This is a genomic window from Tangfeifania sp., assembly GCF_055108615.1.
In genome coordinates this window covers 1-26,669 of the sequence record NZ_JBSQIC010000021.1, presented here as the reverse complement: position 1 = coordinate 26,669, position 26,669 = coordinate 1, and the positions used below count along the sequence as shown (strand labels likewise).

Sequence of the window (26,669 nt, the reverse complement as noted above, 5' to 3'; positions counted from 1 at the left end):
TTATAATTGAATATTATATTTCGTCCATCTCTTTTTCACGTTTTTTAACTACCCTGCGCGAAATAATAATACCTATTTCATACAGAAACACCAATGGGAAACAAACCATTATCTGGCTGAAGATATCGGGCGGTGTAATAACAGCCGAAAGGAGCAACATAACTACATAGGAGTGCCTCCGGTATGTTTTCATAAACTGCGGGGTGAGTAAACCCACCTTGCTCAGGAAATAGGAAAAAATGGGTATTAAAAATACTACCCCGGCTGCCAGCGAAATGGAAGTAACCGAGCCTATGTATGACTTCAGGTTAATTTGGTTGGTTACATCGCCACTTACATTGTAGGTGCCTAAAAAATGGATGGAAAGCGGTACTATTAAATAGTATCCAAACAGTATCCCCATTAAAAATAAAACAGAAGTAAAAAAAACAGCGCCACTGGCATGTTGTTTTTCGTTCTCGTAAAGCGCGGGTTTAATAAAACGCCAGAATTCGTAAAAAACCACAGGTGAGGCAATAATAAAACCCGCAATAATGGACACCCAGATGTGGGTCATAAACTGTCCGGCAATTTTAATACTTATCAACTCCAGCGGGGTTTGGTTAATCCTCAATGCATCAGTACCCACTGCGTCAGCCAGCCGGGCAAACATCCGGTTAGTCCAGAAATCGGGGGTTCGCGGATTTAAAATTACAGTATTGAAAATGAAATCTTTTAAAATAAATGCCACCACAGCAAACACAATAATGGCAAGAGCCGAACGGATGATGTGCCAGCGCAATTCTTCCATATGTTCCAAAAACGACATCTCGGCATAGGCTGTTTTCATACCGCTTTTATCTTCCCTGTTTTTCTTCTTCCCAAAACGCTTTTTTCTTTTTTCTTCTTCGCTCATTAACCTTTTCTTTAAAAAACTTCACAAATATAAATACTTCCTGCTATTAGCAGCTTTACATCAATCCAATTATTTAAAAGATTGCTATATATTTATAAAATTTATTAAAATGTATTGACATTTTACCTACTTTTAATAATTTAGAATATTAAGAATTAGCAGAAGACATTGAGGGAGAATTGTTTTTATGAATAACCAAAAAACATTAACGGATTACTTACAGCACTATTTTGGTTTCGACCGCTTTAAAGGCCAACAGGAAGAAGCGGTGAAAAGTGTGATGGATGGAAATAATACATTTGTACTGATGCCAACCGGCGGAGGAAAATCATTAATATATCAGCTACCTGCACTACTGCTCGAAGGAACTGCTATCGTTATATCTCCGCTAATTGCCCTAATGAAAAACCAGGTGGACTCCATAAGGGGAATGCATTCCGAAGATAAAGTAGCCCATTTTTTAAATTCATCATTATCGAAAGCTGCCCTGCAGGAAGTAAAAAAAGATGTGCTGGCAGGAAGCACGAAACTATTATACGTAGCGCCTGAGTCGTTGACTAAAGAAGATAATATTGAGTTTCTTAAAAAAGTGAAAATTTCATTTTATGCCATCGACGAGGCGCATTGTATTTCTGAATGGGGACACGACTTCCGCCCGGAATACCGGCGTATCAGGCCAATTGTTGATGAAATTGGCAACGCCCCCATCATTGCACTTACGGCAACGGCAACAGCAAAAGTACAGCACGATATTCAGAAAAACCTGGGTATTCTCGATGCACAGGTATTTAAAGCTTCGTTTAACAGGGCCAACCTTTATTACGAAATAAGGCCAAAAGTAAAACCCGAGGCCCAAATTATCCGGTTCATTAAACAAAATGAAGGCAAATCGGGCATTATCTACTGCCTGAGCCGTAAAAAGGTGGAAGAACTTGCCGAAACACTACAGGTTAACGGTATTAAAGCTTTGGCTTACCATGCCGGGATGGATGCTGCTACCCGCTCGGGAAACCAGGATAAATTCCTCATGGAAGAGGTGGATGTAATTGTGGCTACCATTGCTTTTGGAATGGGAATCGACAAACCCGATGTGCGGTTTGTAATCCACTACGACATTCCCAAAAGCCTTGAAGGATATTACCAGGAAACCGGACGTGCAGGGCGCGATGGCGGCGAAGGGCAGTGTATTACTTTTTACAGCTATAAAGATATTCAGAAGCTGGAAAAATTTATGCACGGCAAACCCGTGGCCGAGCAGGAAATTGGCAAACAGCTTTTGCTCGACACTGTTTCTTACGCCGAATCGGCACTTTGCCGGCGCATTATATTATTACACTATTTTGGTGAAACATATACTAAAGAGAACTGTGGCAACTGCGACAACTGCCTCAACCCCAAAGAGCAAATTGAAGCCAAGGACGAAGTGGTACGGGGCCTGAAAGCCATTATTGAGGTAAATGAAAAATACAAAGCCGACCATATTGCCAATATATTAATTGGTAACAAAACAGCAGCCATCAAATCGTTTAAACATTATAAGGTTAAATCGTTCGGGGCCGGGAAAGACCACGACGAACGCTTCTGGAACGCAGTTTTCAGGCAGTCGATGATTGCCGGCCTTATTAATAAAGACATTGAAAACTACGGCTTGTTGAAAATGACCGAAAAAGGGCACGAATTTCTTAAAAACCCCACCAGTTTTATGCTGGTTAAAAACCACGAATACGAAGAGGAAGCAGAAGATATTAACACCGGTGGTGCCCCTTCGGGAGGGACAGGCGGTGACCCGGCATTGTTTGCCATGTTAAAAGACTTGCGCAAAAAAATTGCCCGAAAAAAGAACCTGCCTCCTTTTGTAATCTTTCAGGATCCATCGCTGGCCGATATGTCAATCCAGTATCCGGTATCACTCGGCGAACTTCAGAAAATACAGGGAGTTGGACAGGGAAAAGCCCGAAGGTACGGGAAAGAATTTGTTGAGCTGATTAAAAACTATGTTGAGGAAAATGAAATTGAACGTCCTGAAGATTTTGTTGTACGCACCATCGCCAACAAATCGAAGATGAAAGTTTTCATCATCCAAAGCATTGACAGGAAGATTTCATTTGAAGACATTGCCGACACCAAAGGAGTTGAGGTAAAAGATATAATTTCGGAAGTGGAAGCAATTGTCAACTCCGGAACGCGATTAAATATTGACTATTACCTGAACGATGTTTTGGATGAAGATCATCAGGAAGAAGTGTTCGAATATTTCAGGGAAGCGGAAAACGATTCGGTACAGGAAGCTCTCGACGAACTCGGAGAAGATGAATACTCCGAAGATGACATCCGGCTGATGCGTATCAAATTTATGTCCGATATGGGAAATTAGTCCTTTTCCTCACCCCACCCGATTGGGTGTACGACAAATTCCGCGTTTTTTAGAAAAAATGGGTTATAAACTGATAATTAATATCATATATTCAGACTTCCAATACCTATACCTGATTATCAGCATATAATACAACAATTAGCGTAATAATAATACTTATCTTAACGGTAAATTGGATTGAAAAGAATTTTCATCTTTTTAGGTATTTATTTATATTTACACCCGCGCTCGTGGCGCACCAGATTTTCGCAGATAATTTCTAAAATCAGCGGCTTTCTGCCTTATCCCAGCCTGCGTCTGGCAGGTGCGGGAAATCGATTTTCTCAAAATGGCAACTTTCCCAAATCCAAATTTCCGCCGGATAAAATAATTCCCACTTTTTTATTTTGCACATCAATTTTATTTTCGAGAATAGCGGCCAGCGGCACGGCGGAAGAAGGTTCAATAATGATTTTCATCCGTTCCCAGATGAGTCGCATGGCTTCCACAATTTTTTCTTCGGAAACGGTAACGATGGCATCCACTTTTTCGGAAATGATGGAAAAATTACGTTCGCCGAGTGAAGTGAGCAGTCCGTCGGCAATGGTTTTTGGATTGACCGAAGGAATCAGTTTCCCGGCCCGGAACGACCGGAATGCATCGTCAGCGCCAGCAGGTTCGGCTCCAATAACCTTGCAATTGGGTAACAATTTTTTGGTTGAAATGGCAGTTCCGCTGAGCAAACCACCGCCGCCCACCGGGACAATTATTATATCGAATTCCCCATTCTCTTCAATCAGTTCTTTGGCAGCGGTTCCCTGGCCGGCAATCACAAAAAAGTTGTTGTACGGATGAATCTCGGTGGCGCCGGTTTCTTCCACCACTTTTGCCAGCGTGGATTCCCGGGCTTCAAGTGTGGGCTCGCAAAAAGTAATATCGGCACCGTAACCCGCTACTGCTTTCTTTTTAATTTCGGGCGAAGTGCGCGGCATTACGATGTGGGCGGCAATTCCGCGCATTTTAGCTGCCAGCGCCAGCGCCGCCGCATGGTTCCCGGATGAATGGGTGGCCACTCCTTTTTGTGCATCTTCTTCCGAAAGCGAAAAAACGGCATTGCACGCTCCCCTGAATTTAAAAGCCCCCACTTTCTGGAAATTTTCACATTTGAAAAACAAATCAGATTCCACAATTTTATTGATACCGGAAGAACTTAAAACCGGTGTTTGATGGGCATATTCACGAATGATGTCGTGTGCTTTTTCTATGTTGGTATAGTCGGGCAAATATTTCATTTTGATTGATTTAATTTTAACGTCACCTCATTTTTCAAAACCGTCAAATGTTTTTTGATGACGGCCCATATAGCATTATCATCAATGCTATCCCTTAAAATTTTATTACGAATCGATAAATTTGTCAGTAAATCAACTTTTCTATTAAAAAATTCCTCCAGTTTATCCCATAATGAAAGTAGTTTTTCACCTTTTGAAATGGGATCCGGTTCATCGATTTCAACCAGCAAATCAATGTCACTTTTATCGGTGTCAAACTTATCAGATACAGATGAACCAAAAGCATAAATTTGCATCACGTGATGATTCTTACACAAGGCTTCAAAATCATCTCCGTTTCCTATCAAATCGTTTATGACCATGATTCAAAGATAGTTCAAATATTAATTGGATTCAATTATTTTATTCTCTCGCGAAGACGCAAAGACGCAAGGAAAAAAATGAAAACAATATTCTTTGCGCCTTCGCGCCTTGGCGTGCTATTCCCTCATTAAAATTCTCCTTTAAAGAAAAATGCTTCCACACCTTTTACGCCCGGGCGTGTTTTGAACAGGCCACCGGCATGTGGATATTTTTCCAGTTCCTCATCGCTGGTTCCCTGCCGGGCAGTGGTAATGTAAAGCGTGCCTAAATCCTCATCGCCAAAGGCGCAGGAAGTCACATTTTTTGCCGGCACTTCAATGGTGCGCAGCAGTTCACCGGTTTCGGGATTCCAGCAGCCAACAGCCGAGCCGCCCCACAATGCGACCCAGATATTTCCTTCTGCATCGATGGTCATTCCGTCGGGCGCGCCCATTTCAGCAGGCACTTCAACCGCAGTTCGCGGATTTGAAATGTCGCCGGTTGCATTGTCGTAATCGTAAGCCATCACTTTTCGGGTGGGCGTATCGATGTAATACATTTTTGTAGCATCGGGCGACCAGGCAATTCCGTTGGAAATGCTGACATTTTGAATCATCGCATGAATTGTGCTGTCAGGGTCGAGCCGGTAAAGTGTGCCGGCTTCTTTTTTCCCGTCCATGTTCATGGTCCCGGCCCAAAACCGTCCGGCAGGATCGCATTTGCCGTCGTTGAAACGGTTGCCTTCGATTCCTTCTTCCGGATTGACAATCAGTTTTTTGGAACCTGTTTCCGGATCGAACTGGTAAAACCCGTTTTCCAGCGCCACCATTACCATCCCCGATTCGGCAGGAACAACAGTTCCAATCATCTGACCGGTAAACATTTCCTTGTTGTTTTTCAATTCAGGATTATAAAAATTCAGGATTTTACCGGTAATATTCACCCACATGAGCTCTCCGGTTTTGTGATTCCAGATGGCTCCTTCGCCTAAATCCGATTGCGTATCGAGTACCAGCTCCACTTCGTTCTTTTTTTGTGATGAACAGCCTGCCAGTAAGGCTGCAATAATAATTATCAATAACGTACTTTTCATTTTCTCTGCTTGATTTATAAAGATTCCGGCTTTCGCAGGAATGACAAAAGCCGTGATAAAAGTTCGATTTTTCAATGAGCATCTGCGAATCAAATACTTTCAATGAGCTTTTTCAGAATCAGCGTCATTTTGGGTTCGGCTTTCATGGCCACTTTTTGTACCTCTTCGTGCGAAATTTCTACAATCTCGCCGGGCACGCCGCTGTCGGTAATAATGGAAATACCAAAAATCCGGATACCCATGTGGCGGGCCACAATAACCTCGGGCACGGTTGACATTCCGATAACATCGCCACCCAGCACGCGGAACATCTTGTATTCGGCCGGCGTTTCGAACGTTGGCCCCTGCACACCGATATACACTCCTTCTTTCACCTGTATATTGTGTTCCAGTGCTATCAGTTTGGCTTTGTTGCGCAACCGCTCGTCGTAAACTTTGCTCATATCGGGAAAACGCGGCCCCAGTTCATTGTTATTTTTCCCGTGCAGCGGATGTTCCGGGAAAAAATTGATGTGGTCGTTAATCAGCACAATATCGCCCACATGCCACTCCGGGTTCAGGCCTCCCGATGCGTTGGAAACAAACAGGTGAGATACGCCTGCAAATTTCATCACCCTGACCGGGAAAGTCACCTCTTTCATGGTATATCCTTCGTAATAATGAAACCGGCCCTGCATGGCCAGCACTTCTTTGTTGCCCAACTTGCCGTAAATCAACCTGCCAGCATGACCATCTACTGTAGAGACGGGAAAACTGGGGATTTCATCATAGGGAATGGAATCCAGTATTTCGATATCATTTACCAAACCTCCCAGACCGGTACCCAGAATAATGCCAACCTCAGGCCGGGCGTTTATTCTTTCTTTTATGTAGTTCGCGGTTGCTTTTATTTTCTCCAACATAATTTAAAATCTTTTTATTAAACATTTTACCTTCGTTTTCCAGGAACCTGACTTTCACCGGTAAATAGTAAAGCACATCTTTAAGCTGTTCATCCAGATTGGTCATTCCGCTAAAACGCACGGCATCTTTTTCGGTAGTAATAATTATCTTTTTATCTCCCGGCAGCGATTCAAATTTACGCATAATTGTATCAATGTCATTCTTCGAGTAATTATGATGATCGGGAAAAGAAATAATTTCGGTGGTATCTGAAAATTGTTTGAGGTATTCGGGAATTATCTTGGGGAATGCAATTCCGGTAACAATAAGAATGGCGTAAGATTTTTTATCGTAAAAATCGGTTTTCAGTTCAGTCCCTGAAAATACCGGTTTGATTTTATCGTACTCAAAAGTGGTAAAAAACAGCTCCTGATAGGGTTTCAGCCCAATAGTTTTAGTAAGAATACGGCGCATAATAGGAGTGATTTCTCCCGGGCATTTGGTGAAAATAATAATGTTGGCCCGGCGCATTTGCCTGGCGCTTTCGCGCAACCGGCCGGCGGGTAAAAGCATATCTTCATTTATCTGCCGGTTATAATCGATGAGCAAAATATTTAACCCGGGAGTTATGCGCCTGTGCTGATATGCATCGTCGAGCAGGATGACATCGGGAGAGGTTTCATCGTCATCCTGAAGTAATTTCTCAACTCCCGCCACCCTGTTTTCGCATACCGAAACTGAAATGTCCGGAAATTTCTTCTTCACCTGCAAGGGCTCGTCGCCAACTTCAGAAAAATGAGTTTCAGCCTCAACCTGCATAAAACCTTTGGTTTTACGTTTGTATCCACGACTTAAAGTGGCTACCGTAAAGTTATCTTTTAACAGTCCGATCAAATATTCAACATGAGGTGTTTTGCCTGTTCCGCCAACCGTAATATTCCCGATTGAAATCACGGAAATATCAAATTCCTTCGATTTCAAAATATTCAAATCGTATAAACGGTTGCGGATGTAAACGGCAACTCCGTAGAGAAAAGAAAAAGGATATAGCAGTAGTTTAACCATCTGTTCAATTTTAAGAAAGCGAAGATAAAAATTTTAACCCCGGGAGAAAATCGCACCAGGCAACAACTACATCTATTCCACGATGGTTTTTAACAATTTCCCGGCCTGCACGCGGTCAGTTAATTCCATATTATTAAGCAACGCCAGCTCGTCCATTTGCGACTGTGGCACACCGAATGAATCCAGAGCCTGTGCCAGTGTGGAAGTCTGCTGCACCCGTCTGACGTTAATACGTTTGGGCTGCTCGTTAAGTTTCGCAGGATCGGTGAGCCGGTTGAAATTCATCATCGTCGATTCGAAAGTGCGGAGCCACGAGTTAAAATCAGGCCCGGTTGACACGCCGTGAAACACGTAAATGGCATCGTTGTAGTCGATGAAATACGACAATACCTTAATTGTTTGCTGCTCGCCGGTTTGCTGATTTTGCGATGTCTGTTCCGAAACCGCAGAAATAGCCGGCATCCCGTTCACCGTGGTTTTTTCTGAATCAAGGACATTCAACTCCAAATCGCCAAGAGTGGTTTCAGCAGCTTCGTCGAGATTATCTTGCCGGGCCAGTGAAAAAACCATCATAGCGTTTCCCTCTTTCGGTGCCATCTGCACCTGGAGCGGGGAGTTTTCGAGCTGCCAGCTGGCAGGAACCGGGAACTGAAACTTCATTTCGGGATGGTAAAATGCATTTCCGTCAACATACCCCTGCCGCGGGTCTTCGCCATAAACCATCCCGTCAATCATTTGCAGATAGCTGTCTTCGTTTACTATCCACTCGTTGTAACCGAGGCTGTCTTTCCACTGACTGGCCAGTTGCGTTACCGTGGTATAGCGGTCGCCCGGGTCGGGGTGAGTCGATAAAAAAGTAGGGATGCCTCCCTGGCTGCTTTCCATCTGCATTTTGTTCAACACATTAAAAAAGTCGGCCATTTTCTGTCCGTCATAGCTGATGCGCGATGTATATTCAACTCCCAGGAGGTCGGCTTCCCGTTCGTTGTCGCGGCTGAATTTCAGGAACAACAGTTGCATGCCCTGCATGGCATACCCTGCAAACTCACGAAAATCCTCGGAAGCAATCATCCCGCCAATTAAAAGAAGCTGCCCCAGCTGCTGCTTGCTTTGCTGGCTAACGGTATGCCGGGCGGTAATGTGCCCCATTTCGTGCCCTAAAACGCCCATCAGTTCTGCCTCGTTGTTAAAATGTGCCAAAATTCCCCGCGTAAAATAGATGTACCCGCCGGGAACGGCAAAAGCATTGACCACTGGAGTATCCAAAATCCTGAAATGGTATTGCAGGTTGGACCGGTGGGAAATTTTTCCCATTTCGTTGCCTTTAGTTTGAATCAGCCTCATGAGCTGCTCGTCTTCATACTGACCAAAGGTGGCAATCACCTGCGGATCGTATTGTTCTCCCATCGCAATTTCCTGGGCTTCCGACATGAGCATCAACTGCCTTTCCCCGGTTACCGGGTTAATGGCACACGACGGCACCATCAGCAAAATTGAAATGATTAGCGTTAACTTTGTCAGAATATTTATTGTCTTCATTTTCAGTTTATTTTTAAATAAAACCACCGTTAAAATTACTGTTGTACTTTCGATGATTGCACTTAATTGCTATTTTTACTTTTTGGTATCATAAATATCGCAATTTATTTTTCGGAAACAGAATGATTTTAAATAAATCGCATCCTGTTCGATAAGGTGAAACGCGTGGCCGATTTGTGCATTTTGGTGGGGATTGAAATGGCCAACAAGGTGAGAAATAAATGATTTTTTTTTGATTATTCGAAGTTTCTGTTAAAATTAACACAATCAGCGAGAAAATTTCTATTAATTTCCAACAAACTAAAGAATTCTAACAATAACAATGAAAATTTTTTGCAAACAAAAAATTAAATGATTGCCCTAAAATAATTTAGCACATGTACAAATTTTTTACGTACTACAGACTACAGAAACCTGTTGAATCAGCTTACACAAGAGCTAAGTAAAGTCTTTATTAATGAGAATTAAATTGTAACTTTGTAAATTATTACTTATCATTTTGTTTATGCCCTATTTTGATGAATTAAGAGAAATTACGAAGGACATCCCAGATACTATTGTTGATTTCAATATTCCGCGAGACAGGACATCACCTCCAACTCAGGCTTCGAGCAACTTTATCACAAATAAAGAACAAGGCGACTGGGCTGAAGATTTGATTTTTAGAGCAATAAATGAAACGTCAAAAAATTTTGTTGCAGTTAGATATGGAAAATCTGATGACTTAGTCGCTGGAGAGAAAGGGTTTGATGAATTTTATAATGAGTTTCAGGATGAATTAGATGATATTGGGAAAAGACCTGATTTATTAATTTTCAAAAAATCAGACTACAACGAAAAACTCGGCTTTGATATTAGTGGTTTAAGCCATTCAGATATCACTAACTATGTAAAAAAAGCGTTTGCTGGTTTAGAAATCAGGTCTAGTGCTTTCTTGATTGAAAAATATGAAAAGGAAATGCAAAACAGAACCAAATATCATCTTAAAGAAACTTTAAAAATTAAAGACAAAATTATCAATGAGTTTTCTGACTTATTAGACCACCCAAAGAAAAAAGCATATTTAGATTTATTAAAAAACATCAATGAAAATACTATTTATGCCATAAGCTTCAGAAGACCAAGCTGGAACTCTACCGAAAGGTTGCAAGAAGTAACAGCTCTTTTTAAAGAATTAAAGAGGCATATCAATATAATACAAAAAAGAGATTATTTAAGCATTACTCCAAAAGTAGAAGATATTAAAGTCGTATATAGATGGGCAGAAATATTTGATGTACCACACTATTATTTTCAAGTTTTTTTCGATAAATCCTATGGCATTTCCTTTAAACATATTCTCACTCTTTTAACTGATTCGGATAAAGAAGGTGAATATTATGAAATCAGTAAGGACATTAAAAATCAAAATAAGACAACGATCAAAATCAATACAAGGAATACTGAACAGATTGCTTACAAAATCATAGAACCTGAACATAGCAGTGTTAAAAGAGAAATGGGAAGGGGCAGGCTATTGTTTTATGTGACTTTTAAAGGTGGAACGGCCTTCCTTGATATAGATAATTTAAGAAACCTTTTAGGTATCAGCGAAAACGACTTCTGATGACAGCAATAAAGGAAATATTACTAAAAGGCAATTCAATTGAGAAAGAATATTCTAAATTAACATCTTTAAAGCATAGAAAAAAATTTGCTCAATACTTCACCCCATTTCCTATTGCATCACTAATGGCAAACTGGCTTTTAAATAATTCAAATCTAAAAACCGTTGTAGAACCAGCCATCGGGTTGGGAGTTTTTTCCAGAGCCTTGTTAGAAAAGAATGATATTAATATTAAAGGATTTGAAATTGATAATACGATACTTGCTAAGTCAAAAGAAATTTTTGCAGACTACGATAACATTGATTTCCTTTTAAAGGATTATATGTTTAATGATTGGGATAACAAGTATGATGGAATTATTTGTAATCCCCCTTATTTTAAATTTCACAACTACGACAATAAAACAATCATAAAAGAAATTGAAACAAGATTACGTATTAAACTAAATGGTTTTACAAACCTCTATTCATTATTCTTACTCAAATCAATTCACCAACTCAATGCTGATGGCAGATTAGCTTATATTGTTCCCTCTGAATTTTTAAATTCAGATTATGGTAAACTTGTCAAAACTGTATTGCTAAAAAGAAAAATCCTTCGACATATAATTATAATAGATTTTAAGGAAAAAGTTTTTGATGATGCCTTGACAACAGCTTCTATTTTACTTTGTTCAAATGATACTTACTCTAATCGTGTTAAATTTACTTACGTTAATAAGCTCACAGAACTAAATAAAGTTGAAGAACTAATAACCCAGTATCCGGAAATTAATGATGAATCAAACACCTATTTTCTACATGAACTTTCTCCGGATGTTAAATGGAAAAAATATTATCAGAAACAAGAATCGACAGCCTTTAAAAACTTAATTCCTTTTGCCAGAGTGGGAAAGGTGGTCAGAGGAATAGCAACCGGCGCAAATGATTATTTTACTTTTTCTAAATCCAAGGCAGTAGAAAATGGAATCAATGACAAATATCTTCTACCCTGTATTTGCAAAGCTTTGGACGTAAAGAATAAATTCTTCACTAAAAACGACTTTATTAAACTTGTAAATAATGATCGAAAGGTTTTTTTATTTGATGCCATTAATGCAAATGATGATAGAGTTAAAAACTACATCAAAAAAGGAGAAAAGTTAGGAATTCATCAAAAATACTTAACATCTTGCCGCACCCCTTGGTATTCATTAGAAAACAGACCACCAGCACCTATTTGGGTCTCTGTCTTTAATAGAACTGGACTCAAATTTATTAGAAATGAAGCCAATATTTCAAACCTGACCACTTTTCATTGCATTTATCCTGTGCAATCAAATCTTTTTGACAATATTGATATTGACCTTTTATTTGCCTATTTAATCACAGATGTAGCGAAAAAAATATTTGGCGACAATAGCAGAGAGTATGGTAACGGATTACAAAAATTTGAACCGAATGACTTAAATAAAGCTCAAATACTTGATCTTACAATGTTAGATAAAAAAAATGAACAGGATATCTTGAACTTATATTATCAATACAGAGAAACTGTTCTCAACTCATCACCAGACGAAACGTTAGTAGAAAAAATAAATGAAATATTCATATCTATATATCACATTCCAATTTCTAGGATCTTTCGCTAAATAAACTGGTTATTTTTTAAATATCCAGAAACAAACAACCATAAATATGAAAATAGTAGTTCTCGACGGATACACACTGAACCCTGGCGACCTGAGCTGGGATGGAATAAAAGAACTTGGCGATTGCACCATTTTCGACCGCACACCTCCCGAAAAAACAGTGGAGCGGGCAACCGGCGCCCGGGCCGTTTTTACCAACAAAGTGATGTTCGACAAAGACACCATCGGGCAACTCCCCGGGCTTGAATTTATTGGCGTGCTGGCCACCGGCTACAACGTAGTGGATGTTGAAGCAGCCAGCAAAGCGGGAATAACAGTTTCCAACATTCCTGCCTACAGCACAGCCTCGGTGGCGCAGATGGTTTTTTCGCACATCCTGCATTTTGTACAAAATGTTTCTATCCATGCAGCATCGGTAAAAGCCGGCGAGTGGGCCGACAGTATTGACTTCAGCTACCACAAAACACCCCAAACCGAACTGGCCGGCAAAACGCTCGGCATTATCGGATTTGGCCAGATTGGCCAGGCAGTTGCACGAATAGGACTGGCTTTTGGCATGAAAATTATTTTTAATAATCGCAGCCCAAAAGAAACCGATTTATATGCCCGCCAGGTTGATTTGGATACACTGCTGGCCGAAAGCGATTTCATCAGCATCAACTGCCCGCTAACCGCTGACAATGAGGGATTTTTAAACAAAAGTGCCATTGAAAAAATGAAACCCACAGCTTTTCTGGTGAACACCGGCCGCGGCCCGCTGATAAATGAAGATGACCTTGCTGAAGCGCTGTACAACGGCAGAATTGCCGGTGCCGGCCTCGATGTATTGTCAACCGAGCCGCCACGACCCGACAATCCGCTCACAACGGCAAAAAATTGTTCCATTACTCCGCACATTGCGTGGGCAACCACCGAAGCCCGCGAAAGATTAATGCAAATTGCAACCGAAAACCTGAAAGTATTTCTGGAAGGAAAACCACAGAACAAAGTGAACGGTATCAGTTGAATTTGTTTAAATCCGTAATCGAAAACGGCCGGATTCAGTTTTTCTCCAACTTCTACCTGGAGCTCGAGTTCTTCTTCAATTTCACGCTGAATGCACTGCTGTTCTGTTTCGCCCGGTTTTAATTTTCCACCGGGAAATTCCCATTGGTAAGGATGATGTGGATGTTTGCCACGCTGGGTAAGCAGGATTTTTCCATTCTGAACAATTATGGCGCATGTAACTTTTTATCATCTTTCAAAAATAATTAATCGGAAGCTGATATCTTTGTAAAAATGGCATAAATTTCAGAACAGGAGCCGGATTTAACCGGAGCTGCTTTCGGTCATCAACCACGAAATTGAACTGCATGCCACTGCCGGAATCATTTCGAGGGGAAAAAAACTGGCCGGCAAACTGGCAAAACAGATTGCCAGATTATGAACCAACTTCTTCCGACAAGCGGTTAATCAAGTCCTCCAGCCGGTTGTCGATTTCCCCGGCAAGCTCAGCCTGGTTCTGTTGCCGCGCGAGCACCAGCAAGTTCCTGATATGCGAAATTTCGCGGTTCTGTTCATCTTCCACCACCCTTGCAAAGTGTCCGGGAAGCGAAAAATAATAGTTAAGCATGGCAAAACTGTTGTCCACCATTTTTCGCACTTTGTCGTTTCCTTTTTCGATGGCCCCGGCCCGGTAATATTGTTCGGTGGCCGGAAAGGAGTCGAACGTAAGCGGAATTATTTCGTCGGGAAACAGCTCAAACATTTTATCGATCACCTGCTCGGCTTTTTCCAATTGTCCTTCATTTATCAGCTCTTCGGCCAGGCGGGCAAACATGTAACGGGCCTGAATAATTTTGATCTCGCGCTTGTTGTATTCATCCAGAAAAATATCCGGATCATTCACGCTCCCCCACACAAATTTATTCATCACATTTTCGTAAAGAATATCAGTATTCACATGGCCAAAACGCATCCCTTCCCCGGGAGTTTTAACCGGCACAAACCGGTAGGCCAGTCCTTCAAACTGCAGCCAGTCGGTAAAAAATATACTGCCGGTGTGCAGCAGGCTGTGGTCGATGTAGATTGGCCGTTCCCATTCATTTGCGGCAATAATGTTCAGCACGGCCCACTCACTTTTCGAAAGATAGCTTTTATCGATGCTGAACTCCACCCTATCGGCAATTAAAGCTGAATCTTCAGGCTGAACGGTGCCGTTTTCGAGCACTTTCTCTTTATCCACTTCGAGGTAAAAATCCCTTGACGGAAAGTAATTCAGCGAACTGCCATTTTCCATTTTGAGCTGGGTGCGGGCATCGTCGCTGCCAATAAAACTCATGGCATCTTTCAAATGAATTGCGCCATCTATTCTTTCCTGAAATAAAACAGCATCGCGGTGGCCGGTGTAATACTTTTCTTTACCGAAAGAAAACGGAATGGGATCAGCCTCGTATGAAGCCATCCGGTGCTGGTTTATGTACCACTCCATCCCGAGGTAACTCAGGTTGACAATCTTAATGTCGGGACGCACTCCTTCCACTTCCTGCACATACCACAGCGGGAAGGTGTCGTTGTCGCCATACGTGAAAAGGATGGCATTGGGAGCGCACGACTCGAGGTAATTAATGGCATAATCGCGGGTCATGTACCGACCCGAACGGTCGTGGTCGTCCCGGTTTTCCGAAGCCAGGATTCCCGGCACCAACACCAGGCTGACTGCCGTCACTGCAACAGCGCCCGGAATACCGTTCAGCACTTTTTTAATCCCGGAATAAAACGCAGGAACCGCCAGCCCGATCCAAATGGCAAAGGCATAAAACGATCCCGCATAAGCGTAATCTCTTTCGCGGGGCTGCACCGGAGTCTGGTTCAGGTAAACGATAATGGCAATTCCAGTGAACACGAACAAAGTCAGGGTTATGGCAAAACCCTCTCGTCCCTTTTTGCCCTGGTTGTACTGATAAAAAAAGCCAATCAGCCCGAAAAGTAAGGGTAAAAAGTAGTAGGTATTGCGTGAAGGTTCATTTTTCATAAAATCGGGCATGGCATGGCGTGGCCCTGTTCTTTCTTTATCCAGAAAGTTGATTCCGCTAATCCAGTTCCCGTTTAAAAAACTGCCGTGCCCCTGAGCATCATTCTGGCGGCCTGCAAAATTCCACAAAAAATACCGGAAATACATGTGCCCCACCTGGTACGAAAAAAAGAAACGCAGGTTTTCAGCAAAAGTGGGCTTCATTACGGTTTTTGTTTCGCCCCGGTCGCGTATCCTCACCGGCCTTCCTTCCACATTTCCCCACTGTTTGTATTCTCTTACATGTGCTGGCCGGCTGCTGTACATGCGCGGAAAAACTGTTTCCAGTTTCGGTTCGTAACGTGTTTCTTTTGCAATGGTACCGGTTACTTTATATTTTCCGTCAACCTTGTTGTATAACTTTTGCTGTCCCACGGAAGCAATTGCCGGTGCGTTGTAATAAGGTCCGTGCAAAAGCGGACGGTCGCCATACTGCTCGCGGTTTAAATAACGTTGCAGTGCAAATGCATTGTCGGGCTGGTTTTGGTTCATGGGCGGATTGGCGGCAGAACGTATTAAAATGACCCCGAATGAGGAATAACCGATAAGAATTACAATGACTGCCGTAACCACAGTATTCCAAACCACCAGGTTTTTTTGAAGCGTGTAACGCACGGCCCACACCGAAGCGGCAACGATAAGTGCAATCATGAAAAGGATTCCTGAATTGAACGGAAGACCAAATGTGTTCACAAACAATTTATCGAAAAGGAATGCAATCTTGGGGATTCCGGGAATAATAACATATTGAATACCGCCCAGGATTGCTATTGAAACAGCAAAAGCTGCCAGGGCACCTGTCCACGAAAATTCATACTTCCGGAAATAATAAACCAGAACTATCGCAGGAATAGCCAGCAGGTTCAGCAGGTGCACGCCGGTTGAAAGCCCAACGAGGTAGGCAATGAGCATCAGCCAGCGATTGGCATACTTTTCACCGGCTTCATTTTCCCATTTTAATATGGCCCAAAACACGGCAGCCGTAAAAAACGACGAAAGGGCGTAAACTTCGCCCTCCACCGCTGAAAACCAAAACGAATCGGTAAATGTAAATGCAAGCGCCCCCACCAGGCCGCTGCCCAAAACAACCCACTGTTCTGCCTTTTTCAGTTCTCCTTCAGGAAATAATTTTTTAGCCAGGTGAACAATACTCCAGTAGAGCAGCATTACCGTTCCGGCACTGGCCAGCGCCGAAAGCATATTCACCATAAACGCCGCATGGAAAGCATCGGGGGCCAGCAGTGTGAATACACGGCCCAGAATCATGTGAAGCGGAGCTCCCGGCGGATGCCCAACCTCGAGTTTATAAGCACTGATGATAAATTCGCTGCAATCCCACCAGCTGGCAGTGGGCTCGAGTGTAAGAATATAAGTAATGGCAGCAACCACAAATACTACCCAACCCAAAAATCGGTTGATGCTTTTGAAGCGAAACATGGCGTAGTTTTAAGATTCTGACAAATATAATGTTTTATGAGAAATGGCCGGTGGCAAAAAAACAGGGCAAAATGTTTGAGAAAAGAAAAAATTTATACTTTTGCAGCGTCTTTAGAAAAAAGACAGTAAGGTACTGACCCGTGGTGTAATTGGCAACACATCTGATTTTGGTTCAGAAGAGTCCAGGTTCGAGCCCTGGCGGGTCAACCAAAGATAATTAAGGAGAGCAATTCATGTTGTTCTCCTTTTTTATTTCACAAAAAAAGGAACCCGAACGCATTTGGATTCCTTTCTCCATATTAAAAGTATTGAACTAATCTAAACCAGGATATCGGTAGTGAGATTTTCAATACTTGTTTCAATTCCTTCGAACGGTTTGCCGTTGCCCTGGTTGTCGTCTTCCACAAAGAGGTATTTCATTCCGGCAGTTTCGCGGGCTTCCCAAATACGTTTGAAATCGATAAGACCTGAACCAACAGAAGTAAGGTCGTCTTTAATCACTTCGTAGAATGGGATATTGCTGTCATCAGCCATATCTTTGAAATGCAGCAACTGGAATCGTCCCGGGTATTTGTTAAACATTTCCACCGGGTCCTGGCCCGCTTTGGTAGCCCAGTACAAATCCAGCTCCATAGTAATGAGGTTGGCATCCATCTCTTTCATAAAAAGATCGTAATAAGGAATGATGCCATCCAGGGGTTTGAACTCGAAATTGTGGTTGTGGTATCCAAACTGAATGCCCACATCTTTCATTACAAGGCCAACTTCGTTCCAGGAGGCTATCATTTTTTTGTAACTTTCAATGTTGCGGTCTTCTTCGTTTACCCAGGGCTGTACACAATATTTAACACCCAGCGCGGCATGGTCGTCGGCCATTTTTTGCGCATTTTCCCGGGTAATTCCGGTAGCTTCAACGCCGGCATGGCTGCTGATTATTTCCATGCCCATGTCATTCACAATTTTTTTGAACTCGGCAGGTGCATATCCGTAAAACTTGCCGTTGGCGTAATCGGCCAATTCCAGGTTTTTATAGCCCATATCGGATACTTTTTGCAATGAACCCAAAACGTCATCTGCCATAGCATCGCGGATAGTGTACAACTGCAGGCCTACGCCATAACTTTTCCGGTTATTGCCAGCACCTGAGCTGCAGGCCATTGGCCCCAAAGCAATGGCACCCAACATACCTGCCGCTGAAATTTTTAAGAAATCCCTTCTTTTTTGCATCGTATTCAAATTTTTATTGTTGATTTAAGTTAATAATTCTTTTTAGAAGGGTAAAAATAATGCATTCCAATTATTTAAAGGTCAAAAAAACAAAATTATTGCACTATTAAAAGGCCGAAGATTTTTGAAAAAGGTTATTTCGCTTTAACACAATTGTGTTATTTTTGCATCCGAAAATTGTCCCGTGGTGTAATTGGCAACACGTCTGACTCTGGATCAGAAGAGTCCAGGTTCGAGCCCTGGCGGGACAACAAAAATTGAATGAGTTATGAAGTTTTTCGTGACTCATTTTTTTGAGCGCCCCCTTTACAACGGATAAACAAGCTCCAGGTAAAATTATTCTGTGCAAGAGCAGTTTAGGATCAATTAAAACAAATCGGAGTGGGTTCCGGTACGTACCAGTGTAATCTTCATGGCCTGGTTATCTTCCATCCAAATTAAAAGTAAATCGAACAATACATGGCATTCGTTGTGCCGGGCAAATTTGCCTTTTAATTTATGTGGCTTATGCTTTTTATCGATTCCATTAAAACCAGATTCAGAGAGGTTATGAATAAAATTCCGGAGTAATTCAAAATCGTGAGGAGAACGTTTTTTTAGCGTCTTTAAATCTTTTTTGAATTTACCGGTAACATGAAGTTCATACATAGAAACTAAATTGAATCGAACAATTCATCTACACTATTCACTTTGGTTCCCTTACCCTGCTCTGCATCCTTCATTGCTTTAATAGTTTCATCATTCGGGATATGTTCGAATTCAATATCCCGGCCGGTTTTCGCCATTTCCTTCAGTAATCCGTAAAGGTATTTGCCGCGTTTAGTGTTAGTTTTTATTTTCACCTGAACAGTTGCCATATCATTTTTTTACAAATATACGAATTGAGTTTCATTCTCATAACCGGCATCGCTGTTTCATTTTTTCGCTCTTTAACCCACTGGTTGGTTCTCTTCCTCAAACTGGTGAAGCAAGCCAGCATATTTTCCTCCTTTTTTGAGCAGCTCGTTGTGATTGCCCCGCTCTATAATCTGCCCTTCTTCCATCACCAGAATCATGTCTGAATTTTTGATGGTGCTTAAGCGGTGGGCGACGGCAATTACTGTTTTCAGCGAAAAAATATTTGCAATGGCCTGCTGAATGTATTGTTCGGTGAGCGAATCGACCGAGCTGGTGGCCTCGTCCAGCACAATAAGCTCGCTGTTGCTGCAAATGGCGCGTGCAAACGATATCAGCTGGGCCTGTCCTTTCGACAGGTTATCGCCATTGTCCTGCACCACAAACTTATATTTACCCGGCAGCTGTTCAATAAAATAATCGGCATAAACAAACGATGCTGCCTGCTCCACATCGGCTTTGGAAACCGACTTGCGCCCCAGCGAAATATTGAATTCCACCGTATCGTTAAACATGAAAATATCCTGCTGCATTACCGAAATGGTTTCCCGGACACGGGCAAGCGGAATGTCGACAAGTTCTTCACCGTTAATTGTAATCGACCCCTCGTAACCGGTGTAAGTTTTCGCCAATAACCGGATGATGGTGGATTTTCCCGAGCCGGTGGCCCCCACCAGTGCCAGGCGCTCGCCCTTGCTGAGTTTGAACGACACATTTTTCAGCACATACGGGGAATCTTCCGAATAGCGGTAATTCACATTCTTAAATTCAATTTCCTGAACTGGCAGCGGTTCAATTTTTTCATTTTCTATGACTGATCGGGGAGCTTCTTCTTTTTGCTCAAACAGTTCATTAATGTGTTCGAGAGCCGAGAGCGCACGCTGAATAGTTGATATCTGCTGGGCAAACTGCTTTACCGGGACAAACAACCGCTCCAGGGTAGTAATGAAAACGATAAGCACTCCCATGGTGTAGCCATAATCCCAGATTTGAATGGCCCCGTACCAAATTACCAGCGCTGTGGCCACCGAGGTAATTCCTTCCACCACCGAATACAGCAGCGAATCATAAATATTCGATTTGTTCTGCGCATCGCTGTACTGCTTGTTCAGGTTGTCGTATTTTTTAAAAGCCTCATCTTCTGCCGAATAGAGCTGAAGCGTTTTCATGCCGTTCAGCGACTCCTGCAAATAGGCAGCTGACTTAGCAAGGCTGGTGCGCGATTTATTATACGCATTCCTGATTTTTTTGCGCAGATAGGCAACCGTAAAAATAATTAACGGCACAACCAACATCAGCACCAGCGTGAGACGCCAGTTGAGGTAAAAAAGATAGCCCAGCAGCGCCAGCGTTTTTACACTGTTGGCCAGCAGCCCGAGAATTCCGGCAGCAAACGATTCCGAAATGGATTCCATATCGCTGGTGAGGCGCGAGAGCGTTACGCCAATGGGTTTTTTATCGAAGTAACTCAACGGGAAACGCAACGATTTTCCAAACAGGTATTTACGAAGATCGACAATGGCCCTGTTGCCCGCTATGGAGAAGGAGTAACTGTAAAAACCATCGAAAAGTATATTTATGAGCAGGGTCAGCGATAATAAGGTTACCTGCTTTATCAGGCCTTCCACATTGCCCGGCACAATATAGTCATCAACAATACCCTGCACCAGCCAAAGGAACACAATGCCGGCCATTGCGGTAACCGGAATGGAGGCAATGCTCAGAAAAAACCATTTTTTATGCGGTTTAAAATACCGGGCAAACTTAAGCAGCAGCTGCCAGTCTTTGGTTTTCACTATTTTATTCGGCAGTTTTATCATTTATCCTTTCGTCTTTTTGTGGCCTTCCTGTTGCAGGTTCAGAATATCGCTGTAAAATTTTGATTGTTGTAACAGCTCCCGGTGGCTTCCTTTGGCTGCCATCCGGCCATCTTCCAGCACAATGGTGAAGTCGGTTTTTTCAAGCACGCTTATCCGGTTACTCACCACCAACACGCTTTTTGCCGCATGGTTTTTAATTGCATGCTGAATAAGAAACCGCTCCGTTTCGGTGTCAACAGCAGAAAAAACATCGTCGAGAATCAGCAGATCGCACGGTGTGTAAAGCGCCCTCGCCAGGCTAATGCGCTGCTTCTGCCCGCCCGACAGCATGATGCCTTTTTCGCCCACCAGTGTTTTCTCTTTCATGGGCAGCCGGGTCAGCTCATCGGCAAAAGCACTTTTAAAAATTACATCCTCAAAATTCTCTTTCACCGAAAACTTTTCGGAGCCCAGGAAAATGTTATTTTCAATCGTATCGGAAAACAGAAATACTTCCTGGGTAACAGTTCGTACCACCGACCGGATATCCTCACCTCTCAGGAAAGCTGCATCTTTTTCACCAAAATAAACCATCTTTTCATCGGGCCTTAGATACCCGTTCAGGCAGTTAATCAGGGTTGTTTTCCCCGAGCCCACCTTCCCGGTGATTCCAATTACCTGCCCGGGTTGTATAGAAAATGAAATGTCTTTCAGCTCAGGTCTCTCCCCGTTGTGGTAAGTGTAGCTGAGGTTTTTCACATGAATGCCATCTTTAAAGAGCTGTTCTTTTTCATGGGCAGGCAGCGGTTTTCGTTCATCGTCAACCCCGTTTCGGTTCATAATGGTTTGCAGGCTGGAGATGCCCACAAAACCCTGCTGTAAAACAGTGAGCAGCCACCCCAGTCCCATTACCGGCTGGGCCAGCAATGCCGAATAGGCAATATATTCGGTGAGCTCGCCAATGGTAAACTCCCCGTTTATCACGAACACTCCGCCCGCAAAAAGCACGACAATCTTTAAAATCTGGCCCAAGTTGCCAAGCAGCGGTAAAATGAACGAACGTACCCATGCAATTTTCATGGTTTTGTCGAACAGGGAAAGGTTCTCTTTTTGCACCTCATCTTCGGCATACGAATAAATATTGTAATTTTTTATGACACTGTTGCCGGAAAGGAAAGAGATGGTTTTCCCGGAAAGCCGCTGGAGAATATCCATGCGGAAACGGGTGTTTTTTACCATCATGGCCATGCCAATGCGCACGACAATAAAAACCAACAACAGGGGCACGATAACATACAGCGTGAGCACCGGCGACATTTTCCACATTTTGTAGGGCGTAACCGACAGCGACAGCAACACATTGCCAATCTGCAAAATACCAAACCCGGTAATCATGCGCACCCCGTTAATGTCATTATTCACGCGTGAAATAATGTTACCCGTAGGATTTTGGTCATAATAATCTTTGCCGAAGGAAGACAGCTTTTTAAACATTTCCCCTTTCAGTTGTTTTTCTATCAACCGTGCAGGAAAGAATATCAAAATCCGGGAAAAAGTCCTTACCAGGATCAGTACCAGCGCCAAAGCAAAAATCAGCAGCACGTTATGGTAAAATTCAGTTCTGCCCTCTTCCGGTCCATTTCCAATCAGGTCAACGCTTTTCTGGATAAACTCAGGAATGGTAACCGATGCCCATACCGTGAGAATCAGGAAGATGATTCCCCCTGTGTACCACCACCGGTACTGATGCGTATAGTTGAGCAGAAATTTTAATTTCGAAAACATTAACCTGAGTACTGTTTAAATTTTGCTGTTGTCGTTTGTTTCGCCGGTCAGAATTTGCAACTGGTACTTCTCCCAACCCGAAACGTTTAATCCGGCTGAAAGTTTCTTTTCATTAAGCTGAAGGAGCATTTCGGCCGGGGTAACACCGGATGTTGTAATTTTCCGGACCGGTTCCAGAAAGCGGCTTTCATCATCGATGCCTAAAAATTCAGAACGCCTTTTCAACCCGTTTTCAGCGATTTGGCAAATTTGTTTCGCGATTTTACCGGCATGTAAATTGCCACTCGCGGCATTTAACCCGTCCTTCGGCACACGCGAACGCATTTCTTTTACCTCGTTTATGTTCCAATTTGAAATCAGCTCATACGATTCTTCCAGGCTGGCACTGTCGTACAACAAACCCGTCCACAACGCCGAAACAGCAGTTACGTGAGGCACGGAGCCTGCATCGGCACCGCGCATTTCAATAAACTGCTTGAGCCGGATATCAGGAAAAACGGTAGCAACATGCGTATCCCAATCGTCTATTGTTGGTTTCAGCTTGTGTTTTCCCTGTAAAAAATCACGGAAAGTCATTCCGCCGGCCGGCAGGTACTCTTCGCCCCGCTGAATAAAATACATGGGAACATCTAACAGGTAGTCCACCCAGTATTCAAACCCAAAACCTGTATCGAAAACGAAAGGTAAAAAACCGCAACGGTCAGGATCGGTATCATCCCAGACATGTGCGCGGTAGCTCAAAAAACCGTTGGGCTTACCCTGCGAAAAAGGCGAATTGGCAAAAATGGCTGTGGCTACCGGTTGCAAAGCCTGTGCGACGCGCATTTTTTTTATCATATCATCCTCGCTGCTGTAGTCCAGGTTCACCTGCACCGAAGCAGTGTTGAGCATCATCTCGTGGCCCAGCTTCCCTTTGCGCGGCATGTATTCCTTCATGAACCCGTACCGTGTTTTGGGAATCCAGGGAACATCCCTGCGGGCCGACAGCGGATCGAATCCCAGCGACAGGCTGAACAGTTCCAGCTTTTCGCAAATGTCCTCCAACACATCAAAATAGGTTTTGGTTTCTTCGGAAGTTTCCTGCAGCGTTTTCAGCTTACTGCCCGAAAGCTCCACCTGTCCGCCGGGCTCCAGCGTAACGAAGGCTGCGTTTTTTTTGAGCCCCACCACATTTTGCTTTTCCCAAACCGGTTGCCAGCCATTATTTTGCAGGTGTTTAAAAATGGTACGTATCCCGAGTTCGCCGAAGTAGCTGATGCGCCGGGAGTCATTTTTATAAAACAGAAACTTTTCGTGCTCAGTGCCGATGCTCCATTCTCCGGGCGGTTTGCACCCCTGCCCGAAATATTCTGTCAATTGCGATTTATGCGTTATTTCCGGTTTTTTGTCTGTTTCAGGCATTCTTATCATTCATTTTTTCTCTCAAATATGTTAGAGTAACAAAATAACAATTTCATTCGCGAATTGCCTTTATTCATTTTGGATTAACGGGATAACTTAATGATAATTCTATTTTGACCCATTTCTTTAAAGTTGAAAAATTCCCGCCATCCGACCGGGGTATTATTTCTTATTTCACCCCCTGGGGCGGGGTAAAAAATAAGAAAAACCGGTTTTCATTTTGAACTTAGGATTACATCGAGCACATATTTCTCCACATGGCGGTTTTTCCCGATATACGGAAAATCGTGCATCGACAGCATTGCCGGGGCATTCAGCTCCACCACAATGTAATTGCCGGGTGCCGGAGCTGTGTCAATATCCTGAATGATAATATCGATGCCGGCAATTTTCAGGCCTGCCGACTGCGCTGCCTTGACGGCAACATCTTTATAAAACGAAGGCATTTCGTCGGTGATGTCGATGCTGTCGCCACCGGTGCTCAGATTTGAATTTTTTCGCAAATACACTTTTTCGCCTTGTTTCAAAACCGAATCCAGGTTTAACGAATTGGCATTTAAGTGTCTTTGCACCTCTTCATCGGCAACAATTTTCAGCAGCGGATGCCTGTAATCGGTTCCGCGCCCCACATTTTTCCGGTCGATTAACTGCTGAATGGTTTGCCTGCCGTCGCCTGTAACATTGGCCGGCTCGCGGTAGGCAATTGCCCGCACTTTATCGTCAATCACCAGGAAGCGGTATTCCCTGCCGGGAAAATATTCTTCCACAATCACTTTCCCGGAATACTGAAATGCGTTTTCAACTGCCTTCATCACCTCATCCCGGCTTTGCAGGTTCGTGCTCACGCCAATTCCGTGGTCGGTATCAACAGGCTTTACCACTGCCGGAAGTTGAACAGCATCGAGCTGGGCGGGAAGAAAACCGCGCTCCAGCAAAATGCCTTTGGCATGGCTGATTCCGTTTCGCTGCAGGAATTGACGGGTCATCCATTTGTCGTTTGAAATCCAGTAGGCAATCAGGCTGTTGGCATCCGAAATGGTGCCTTCGTGAATAATGTATTCTTTGCTGCGGTACGTTACTGAAATCAGGTTATTGTCCGCATCGATGATCTCAAACGGCAGTTTTCGCCGCAGGATTTCAGCAATAATTATTTGAGTGGTGGCCTCAAAATGTTCGTGCCCGGGCAGTGGCGTAAAATTACTGCCGGGTCCCGGAGTTGTTTCATCGCTGGCGGTTTTGTTTTTTTGCTGGTGTTGGTCTTCCATAAATGTATAGTAAAAAATTAAATGAATGCCTGCATTCATATCTAAAAAAACTCCCGCTCCTGCCAGGCGCAGGCTGGGATTGTGCTGATTTTCGCAGAAATTTATAAAAAATCAGCGTTTATCTGCGGGTTCTGCGCGAAAACAATAAAATTTTAAGATTCAATACATTCCTCTGTTGTTTATTGTATCATCCTGCAGGTTGTCAGTTATACAGCTAACCCATACGGTTTGTTTACCGGTAGATTTGCAAAGATACAATCGCCAGCTTAACTATTTGAAGGCAATATTATTAGGCCTGGTGGTTCAGCATGAATAATTTTCCCCTGCTATTGTCTATGTCCGTTTAAATTAGTAGTTTTCACCGCTTTAATTGCTGAAAAAATGGGAAACCGGGTTAAACATTTGTTTGTTTCATTACTGCTGTTGCTCTTGATGTCAGCAAGAAGTTTCGGGCAGTATGAACCCATTTATACCCAATACATGTTCAACATGCAGCCCGTTAATCCGGCCTACGCGGGGATGTGGGAAAAAATCGGATTTTCCACGCTGGTGCGCAAGCAATGGACGGGCATCGACCGGTCACCGCTCACGCAGGTTTTTTCATTTCATTCCCCTACCAACAACAGAAAAGTGGGTTTGGGGCTGAACGTAGCCAACGACAGGTATGGACTGGAAAATAAACTGAGCATTTTGGCGATTACGCTTACGAAATTGCCCTGACCCCGCGAACCCGTCTGCGCATGGGGCTGAAAGCCGGTTTCATCAACTACAAAAATCCGCTTACTCAATATGAATTATATCCCGATGGTGAATACGACCCCGCATTTGGCGCGGATGTGGACTTGAAATTTATGCCCAATTTTGGACTTGGCGCGTTTCTCTACGAAGAAAATTATTATGTGAGCCTCTCCATTCCCAAACTGCTGAAAAATGACTACAGGGCCAACCTCAACAATTACAACCTTAAAACTGAAATCCAGACCATTTACCTCGCGGGCGGTTACGTTTTTCGTTTTATCACGTTAAACTACATGGCTTTCAAACCAACCATATTGGTTACAGCTACCCGCGGGCTGCCGCTTCAATACGATCTGGCAGCCAATTTTTTGCT

Annotated in this window: 21 protein-coding genes, 2 tRNA genes and 1 pseudogene; 8 read left to right on the top strand and 16 right to left on the bottom strand. The window is 43.1% G+C overall.

Annotated elements, in window-relative coordinates; translation table 11 throughout:
* Positions 1 to 13: 13 nt before the first annotated feature.
* On the bottom strand, positions 14 to 895 hold the full coding sequence (gene tatC, locus ACTCNA_RS06800; protein ID WP_462947149.1) for a twin-arginine translocase subunit TatC: 882 nt from the start codon (positions 893 to 895) through the stop codon (positions 14 to 16).
* Positions 896 to 1,082: 187 nt separating this feature from the next.
* On the opposite strand from tatC, the gene recQ reads away from it, so the two are divergent.
* Positions 1,083 to 3,269 carry a DNA helicase RecQ gene (gene recQ, locus ACTCNA_RS06795; RefSeq protein ID WP_462947148.1) on the top strand — a complete coding sequence of 729 codons (2,187 nt, stop codon included), beginning with the start codon at positions 1,083 to 1,085 and terminating at the stop codon, positions 3,267 to 3,269.
* A 323-nt stretch (positions 3,270 to 3,592) separates the two neighbouring features.
* Here recQ and ACTCNA_RS06790 read toward each other — a convergent pair whose 3' ends face one another.
* The 6 genes from ACTCNA_RS06790 to ACTCNA_RS06765 all read right to left on the bottom strand — a co-directional run bounded on the left by ACTCNA_RS06790 (position 3,593) and on the right by ACTCNA_RS06765 (position 9,461).
* Complete coding sequence (locus tag ACTCNA_RS06790; RefSeq protein WP_462947147.1) at positions 3,593 to 4,540, bottom strand: pyridoxal-phosphate dependent enzyme; 948 nt, start codon at positions 4,538 to 4,540, stop codon at positions 3,593 to 3,595.
* Entirely contained in the window at positions 4,537 to 4,902 is a 366-nt protein-coding gene (locus ACTCNA_RS06785; RefSeq protein WP_462947146.1) for a nucleotidyltransferase family protein, read from the bottom strand. The genes ACTCNA_RS06790 and ACTCNA_RS06785 overlap by 4 nt, the downstream gene beginning before the upstream one ends.
* Before the next feature lie 128 nt (positions 4,903 to 5,030).
* A complete protein-coding gene (locus ACTCNA_RS06780; protein ID WP_462947145.1) occupies positions 5,031 to 5,975 on the bottom strand; it encodes an SMP-30/gluconolactonase/LRE family protein in 945 nt (314 codons plus the stop codon).
* An 89-nt stretch (positions 5,976 to 6,064) separates the two neighbouring features.
* Positions 6,065 to 6,877 carry a purine-nucleoside phosphorylase gene (locus ACTCNA_RS06775; protein ID WP_462947144.1) on the bottom strand — a complete coding sequence of 271 codons (813 nt, stop codon included), beginning with the start codon at positions 6,875 to 6,877 and terminating at the stop codon, positions 6,065 to 6,067.
* Complete coding sequence (gene lpxK / locus ACTCNA_RS06770; protein ID WP_462947143.1) at positions 6,816 to 7,922, bottom strand: tetraacyldisaccharide 4'-kinase; 1,107 nt, start codon at positions 7,920 to 7,922, stop codon at positions 6,816 to 6,818. The genes ACTCNA_RS06775 and lpxK overlap by 62 nt, the downstream gene beginning before the upstream one ends.
* Positions 7,923 to 7,994: 72 nt before the next feature.
* Positions 7,995 to 9,461 carry a M48 family metalloprotease gene (locus tag ACTCNA_RS06765; RefSeq protein ID WP_462947142.1) on the bottom strand — a complete coding sequence of 489 codons (1,467 nt, stop codon included), beginning with the start codon at positions 9,459 to 9,461 and terminating at the stop codon, positions 7,995 to 7,997.
* 505 nt (positions 9,462 to 9,966) lie between these two features.
* Between ACTCNA_RS06765 and ACTCNA_RS06760 the strand changes: the two genes are divergently transcribed.
* From ACTCNA_RS06760 to ACTCNA_RS06750, 3 genes are read left to right on the top strand one after another with little or no spacing between them, the layout of a single operon-like run.
* On the top strand, positions 9,967 to 11,067 hold the full coding sequence (locus ACTCNA_RS06760) for an AccI family restriction endonuclease (RefSeq protein WP_462947141.1): 1,101 nt from the start codon (positions 9,967 to 9,969) through the stop codon (positions 11,065 to 11,067).
* On the top strand, positions 11,067 to 12,698 hold the full coding sequence (locus tag ACTCNA_RS06755) for an Eco57I restriction-modification methylase domain-containing protein (RefSeq protein ID WP_462947140.1): 1,632 nt from the start codon (positions 11,067 to 11,069) through the stop codon (positions 12,696 to 12,698). The genes ACTCNA_RS06760 and ACTCNA_RS06755 overlap by 1 nt, the downstream gene beginning before the upstream one ends.
* Before the next feature lie 46 nt (positions 12,699 to 12,744).
* Positions 12,745 to 13,704 (top strand): D-2-hydroxyacid dehydrogenase, encoded by a 960-nt coding sequence (locus tag ACTCNA_RS06750; RefSeq protein WP_462947139.1) that lies wholly within the window; start codon positions 12,745 to 12,747, stop codon positions 13,702 to 13,704.
* Positions 13,705 to 13,718: 14 nt separating this feature from the next.
* Here the strand turns inward: ACTCNA_RS06750 and ACTCNA_RS06745 are convergent.
* Positions 13,719 to 13,910 (bottom strand): annotated as a pseudogene (locus tag ACTCNA_RS06745) (NUDIX domain-containing protein); the annotation flags it as partial.
* A 208-nt stretch (positions 13,911 to 14,118) separates the two neighbouring features.
* Positions 14,119 to 17,187 carry a glycosyltransferase family 117 protein gene (locus ACTCNA_RS06740; RefSeq protein ID WP_462947138.1) on the bottom strand — a complete coding sequence of 1,023 codons (3,069 nt, stop codon included), beginning with the start codon at positions 17,185 to 17,187 and terminating at the stop codon, positions 14,119 to 14,121.
* 134 nt (positions 17,188 to 17,321) lie between these two features.
* Here ACTCNA_RS06740 and ACTCNA_RS06735 point away from each other — a divergent pair.
* A tRNA-Gln gene (locus tag ACTCNA_RS06735) sits at positions 17,322 to 17,397 on the top strand.
* A 108-nt stretch (positions 17,398 to 17,505) separates the two neighbouring features.
* On the opposite strand, the gene ACTCNA_RS06730 is transcribed toward ACTCNA_RS06735, so the two are convergent.
* Positions 17,506 to 18,414 (bottom strand): sugar phosphate isomerase/epimerase family protein, encoded by a 909-nt coding sequence (locus ACTCNA_RS06730; protein WP_462947137.1) that lies wholly within the window; start codon positions 18,412 to 18,414, stop codon positions 17,506 to 17,508.
* 178 nt (positions 18,415 to 18,592) lie between these two features.
* On the opposite strand from ACTCNA_RS06730, the gene ACTCNA_RS06725 reads away from it, so the two are divergent.
* Positions 18,593 to 18,665 (top strand) — tRNA-Gln (locus ACTCNA_RS06725).
* A 115-nt stretch (positions 18,666 to 18,780) separates the two neighbouring features.
* Here ACTCNA_RS06725 and ACTCNA_RS06720 read toward each other — a convergent pair.
* From ACTCNA_RS06720 to ACTCNA_RS06695, 6 genes are all read right to left on the bottom strand, one after another.
* Positions 18,781 to 19,062 carry a type II toxin-antitoxin system YafQ family toxin gene (locus ACTCNA_RS06720; RefSeq protein WP_462947136.1) on the bottom strand — a complete coding sequence of 94 codons (282 nt, stop codon included), beginning with the start codon at positions 19,060 to 19,062 and terminating at the stop codon, positions 18,781 to 18,783.
* A gap of 5 nt (positions 19,063 to 19,067) precedes the next feature.
* Positions 19,068 to 19,271 carry a hypothetical protein gene (locus ACTCNA_RS06715; protein WP_462947135.1) on the bottom strand — a complete coding sequence of 68 codons (204 nt, stop codon included), beginning with the start codon at positions 19,269 to 19,271 and terminating at the stop codon, positions 19,068 to 19,070.
* Positions 19,272 to 19,343: 72 nt separating this feature from the next.
* Positions 19,344 to 21,128 carry an ABC transporter ATP-binding protein gene (locus tag ACTCNA_RS06710; RefSeq protein WP_462947134.1) on the bottom strand — a complete coding sequence of 595 codons (1,785 nt, stop codon included), beginning with the start codon at positions 21,126 to 21,128 and terminating at the stop codon, positions 19,344 to 19,346.
* Positions 21,129 to 22,892, bottom strand: a complete 1,764-nt coding sequence (locus ACTCNA_RS06705) for an ABC transporter ATP-binding protein (RefSeq protein ID WP_462947133.1) — start codon at positions 22,890 to 22,892, stop codon at positions 21,129 to 21,131. It lies immediately after the preceding gene.
* Between the two features lie 15 nt (positions 22,893 to 22,907).
* Positions 22,908 to 24,293, bottom strand: coding sequence for a glutamate--cysteine ligase (locus ACTCNA_RS06700; protein ID WP_462947132.1), 1,386 nt, complete (start codon positions 24,291 to 24,293; stop codon positions 22,908 to 22,910).
* A gap of 215 nt (positions 24,294 to 24,508) precedes the next feature.
* Complete coding sequence (locus ACTCNA_RS06695; protein WP_462947131.1) at positions 24,509 to 25,558, bottom strand: glutamate ligase; 1,050 nt, start codon at positions 25,556 to 25,558, stop codon at positions 24,509 to 24,511.
* Positions 25,559 to 25,939: 381 nt separating this feature from the next.
* On the opposite strand from ACTCNA_RS06695, the gene ACTCNA_RS06690 reads away from it, so the two are divergent.
* Positions 25,940 to 26,278, top strand: coding sequence for a type IX secretion system membrane protein PorP/SprF (locus tag ACTCNA_RS06690; RefSeq protein WP_462947130.1), 339 nt, complete (start codon positions 25,940 to 25,942; stop codon positions 26,276 to 26,278).
* Between the two features lie 20 nt (positions 26,279 to 26,298).
* Positions 26,299 to 26,669, top strand: a 371-nt coding sequence (locus ACTCNA_RS06685; RefSeq protein WP_462947129.1) for a type IX secretion system membrane protein PorP/SprF, incomplete at its 3' end; no start/stop codon positions are given.

Bases quoted from the DNA above. Each gene is read 5' to 3' on its own strand.
- tatC (WP_462947149.1), bottom strand. From the start codon at position 895: ATGAGCGAAGAAGAAAAAAGAAAAAAGCGTTTTGGGAAGAAGAAAAAC.
- recQ (WP_462947148.1), top strand. From the start codon at position 1,083: ATGAATAACCAAAAAACATTAACGGATTACTTACAGCACTATTTTGGT.
- ACTCNA_RS06790 (WP_462947147.1), bottom strand. From the start codon at position 4,540: ATGAAATATTTGCCCGACTATACCAACATAGAAAAAGCACACGACATC.
- ACTCNA_RS06785 (WP_462947146.1), bottom strand. From the start codon at position 4,902: ATGGTCATAAACGATTTGATAGGAAACGGAGATGATTTTGAAGCCTTG.
- ACTCNA_RS06780 (WP_462947145.1), bottom strand. From the start codon at position 5,975: ATGAAAAGTACGTTATTGATAATTATTATTGCAGCCTTACTGGCAGGC.
- ACTCNA_RS06775 (WP_462947144.1), bottom strand. From the start codon at position 6,877: ATGTTGGAGAAAATAAAAGCAACCGCGAACTACATAAAAGAAAGAATA.
- lpxK (WP_462947143.1), bottom strand. From the start codon at position 7,922: ATGGTTAAACTACTGCTATATCCTTTTTCTTTTCTCTACGGAGTTGCC.
- ACTCNA_RS06765 (WP_462947142.1), bottom strand. From the start codon at position 9,461: ATGAAGACAATAAATATTCTGACAAAGTTAACGCTAATCATTTCAATT.
- ACTCNA_RS06760 (WP_462947141.1), top strand. From the start codon at position 9,967: ATGCCCTATTTTGATGAATTAAGAGAAATTACGAAGGACATCCCAGAT.
- ACTCNA_RS06755 (WP_462947140.1), top strand. From the start codon at position 11,067: ATGACAGCAATAAAGGAAATATTACTAAAAGGCAATTCAATTGAGAAA.
- ACTCNA_RS06750 (WP_462947139.1), top strand. From the start codon at position 12,745: ATGAAAATAGTAGTTCTCGACGGATACACACTGAACCCTGGCGACCTG.
- ACTCNA_RS06740 (WP_462947138.1), bottom strand. From the start codon at position 17,187: ATGTTTCGCTTCAAAAGCATCAACCGATTTTTGGGTTGGGTAGTATTT.
- ACTCNA_RS06730 (WP_462947137.1), bottom strand. From the start codon at position 18,414: ATGCAAAAAAGAAGGGATTTCTTAAAAATTTCAGCGGCAGGTATGTTG.
- ACTCNA_RS06720 (WP_462947136.1), bottom strand. From the start codon at position 19,062: ATGTATGAACTTCATGTTACCGGTAAATTCAAAAAAGATTTAAAGACG.
- ACTCNA_RS06715 (WP_462947135.1), bottom strand. From the start codon at position 19,271: ATGGCAACTGTTCAGGTGAAAATAAAAACTAACACTAAACGCGGCAAA.
- ACTCNA_RS06710 (WP_462947134.1), bottom strand. From the start codon at position 21,128: ATGATAAAACTGCCGAATAAAATAGTGAAAACCAAAGACTGGCAGCTG.
- ACTCNA_RS06705 (WP_462947133.1), bottom strand. From the start codon at position 22,892: ATGTTTTCGAAATTAAAATTTCTGCTCAACTATACGCATCAGTACCGG.
- ACTCNA_RS06700 (WP_462947132.1), bottom strand. From the start codon at position 24,293: ATGCCTGAAACAGACAAAAAACCGGAAATAACGCATAAATCGCAATTG.
- ACTCNA_RS06695 (WP_462947131.1), bottom strand. From the start codon at position 25,558: ATGGAAGACCAACACCAGCAAAAAAACAAAACCGCCAGCGATGAAACA.
- ACTCNA_RS06690 (WP_462947130.1), top strand. From the start codon at position 25,940: ATGGGAAACCGGGTTAAACATTTGTTTGTTTCATTACTGCTGTTGCTC.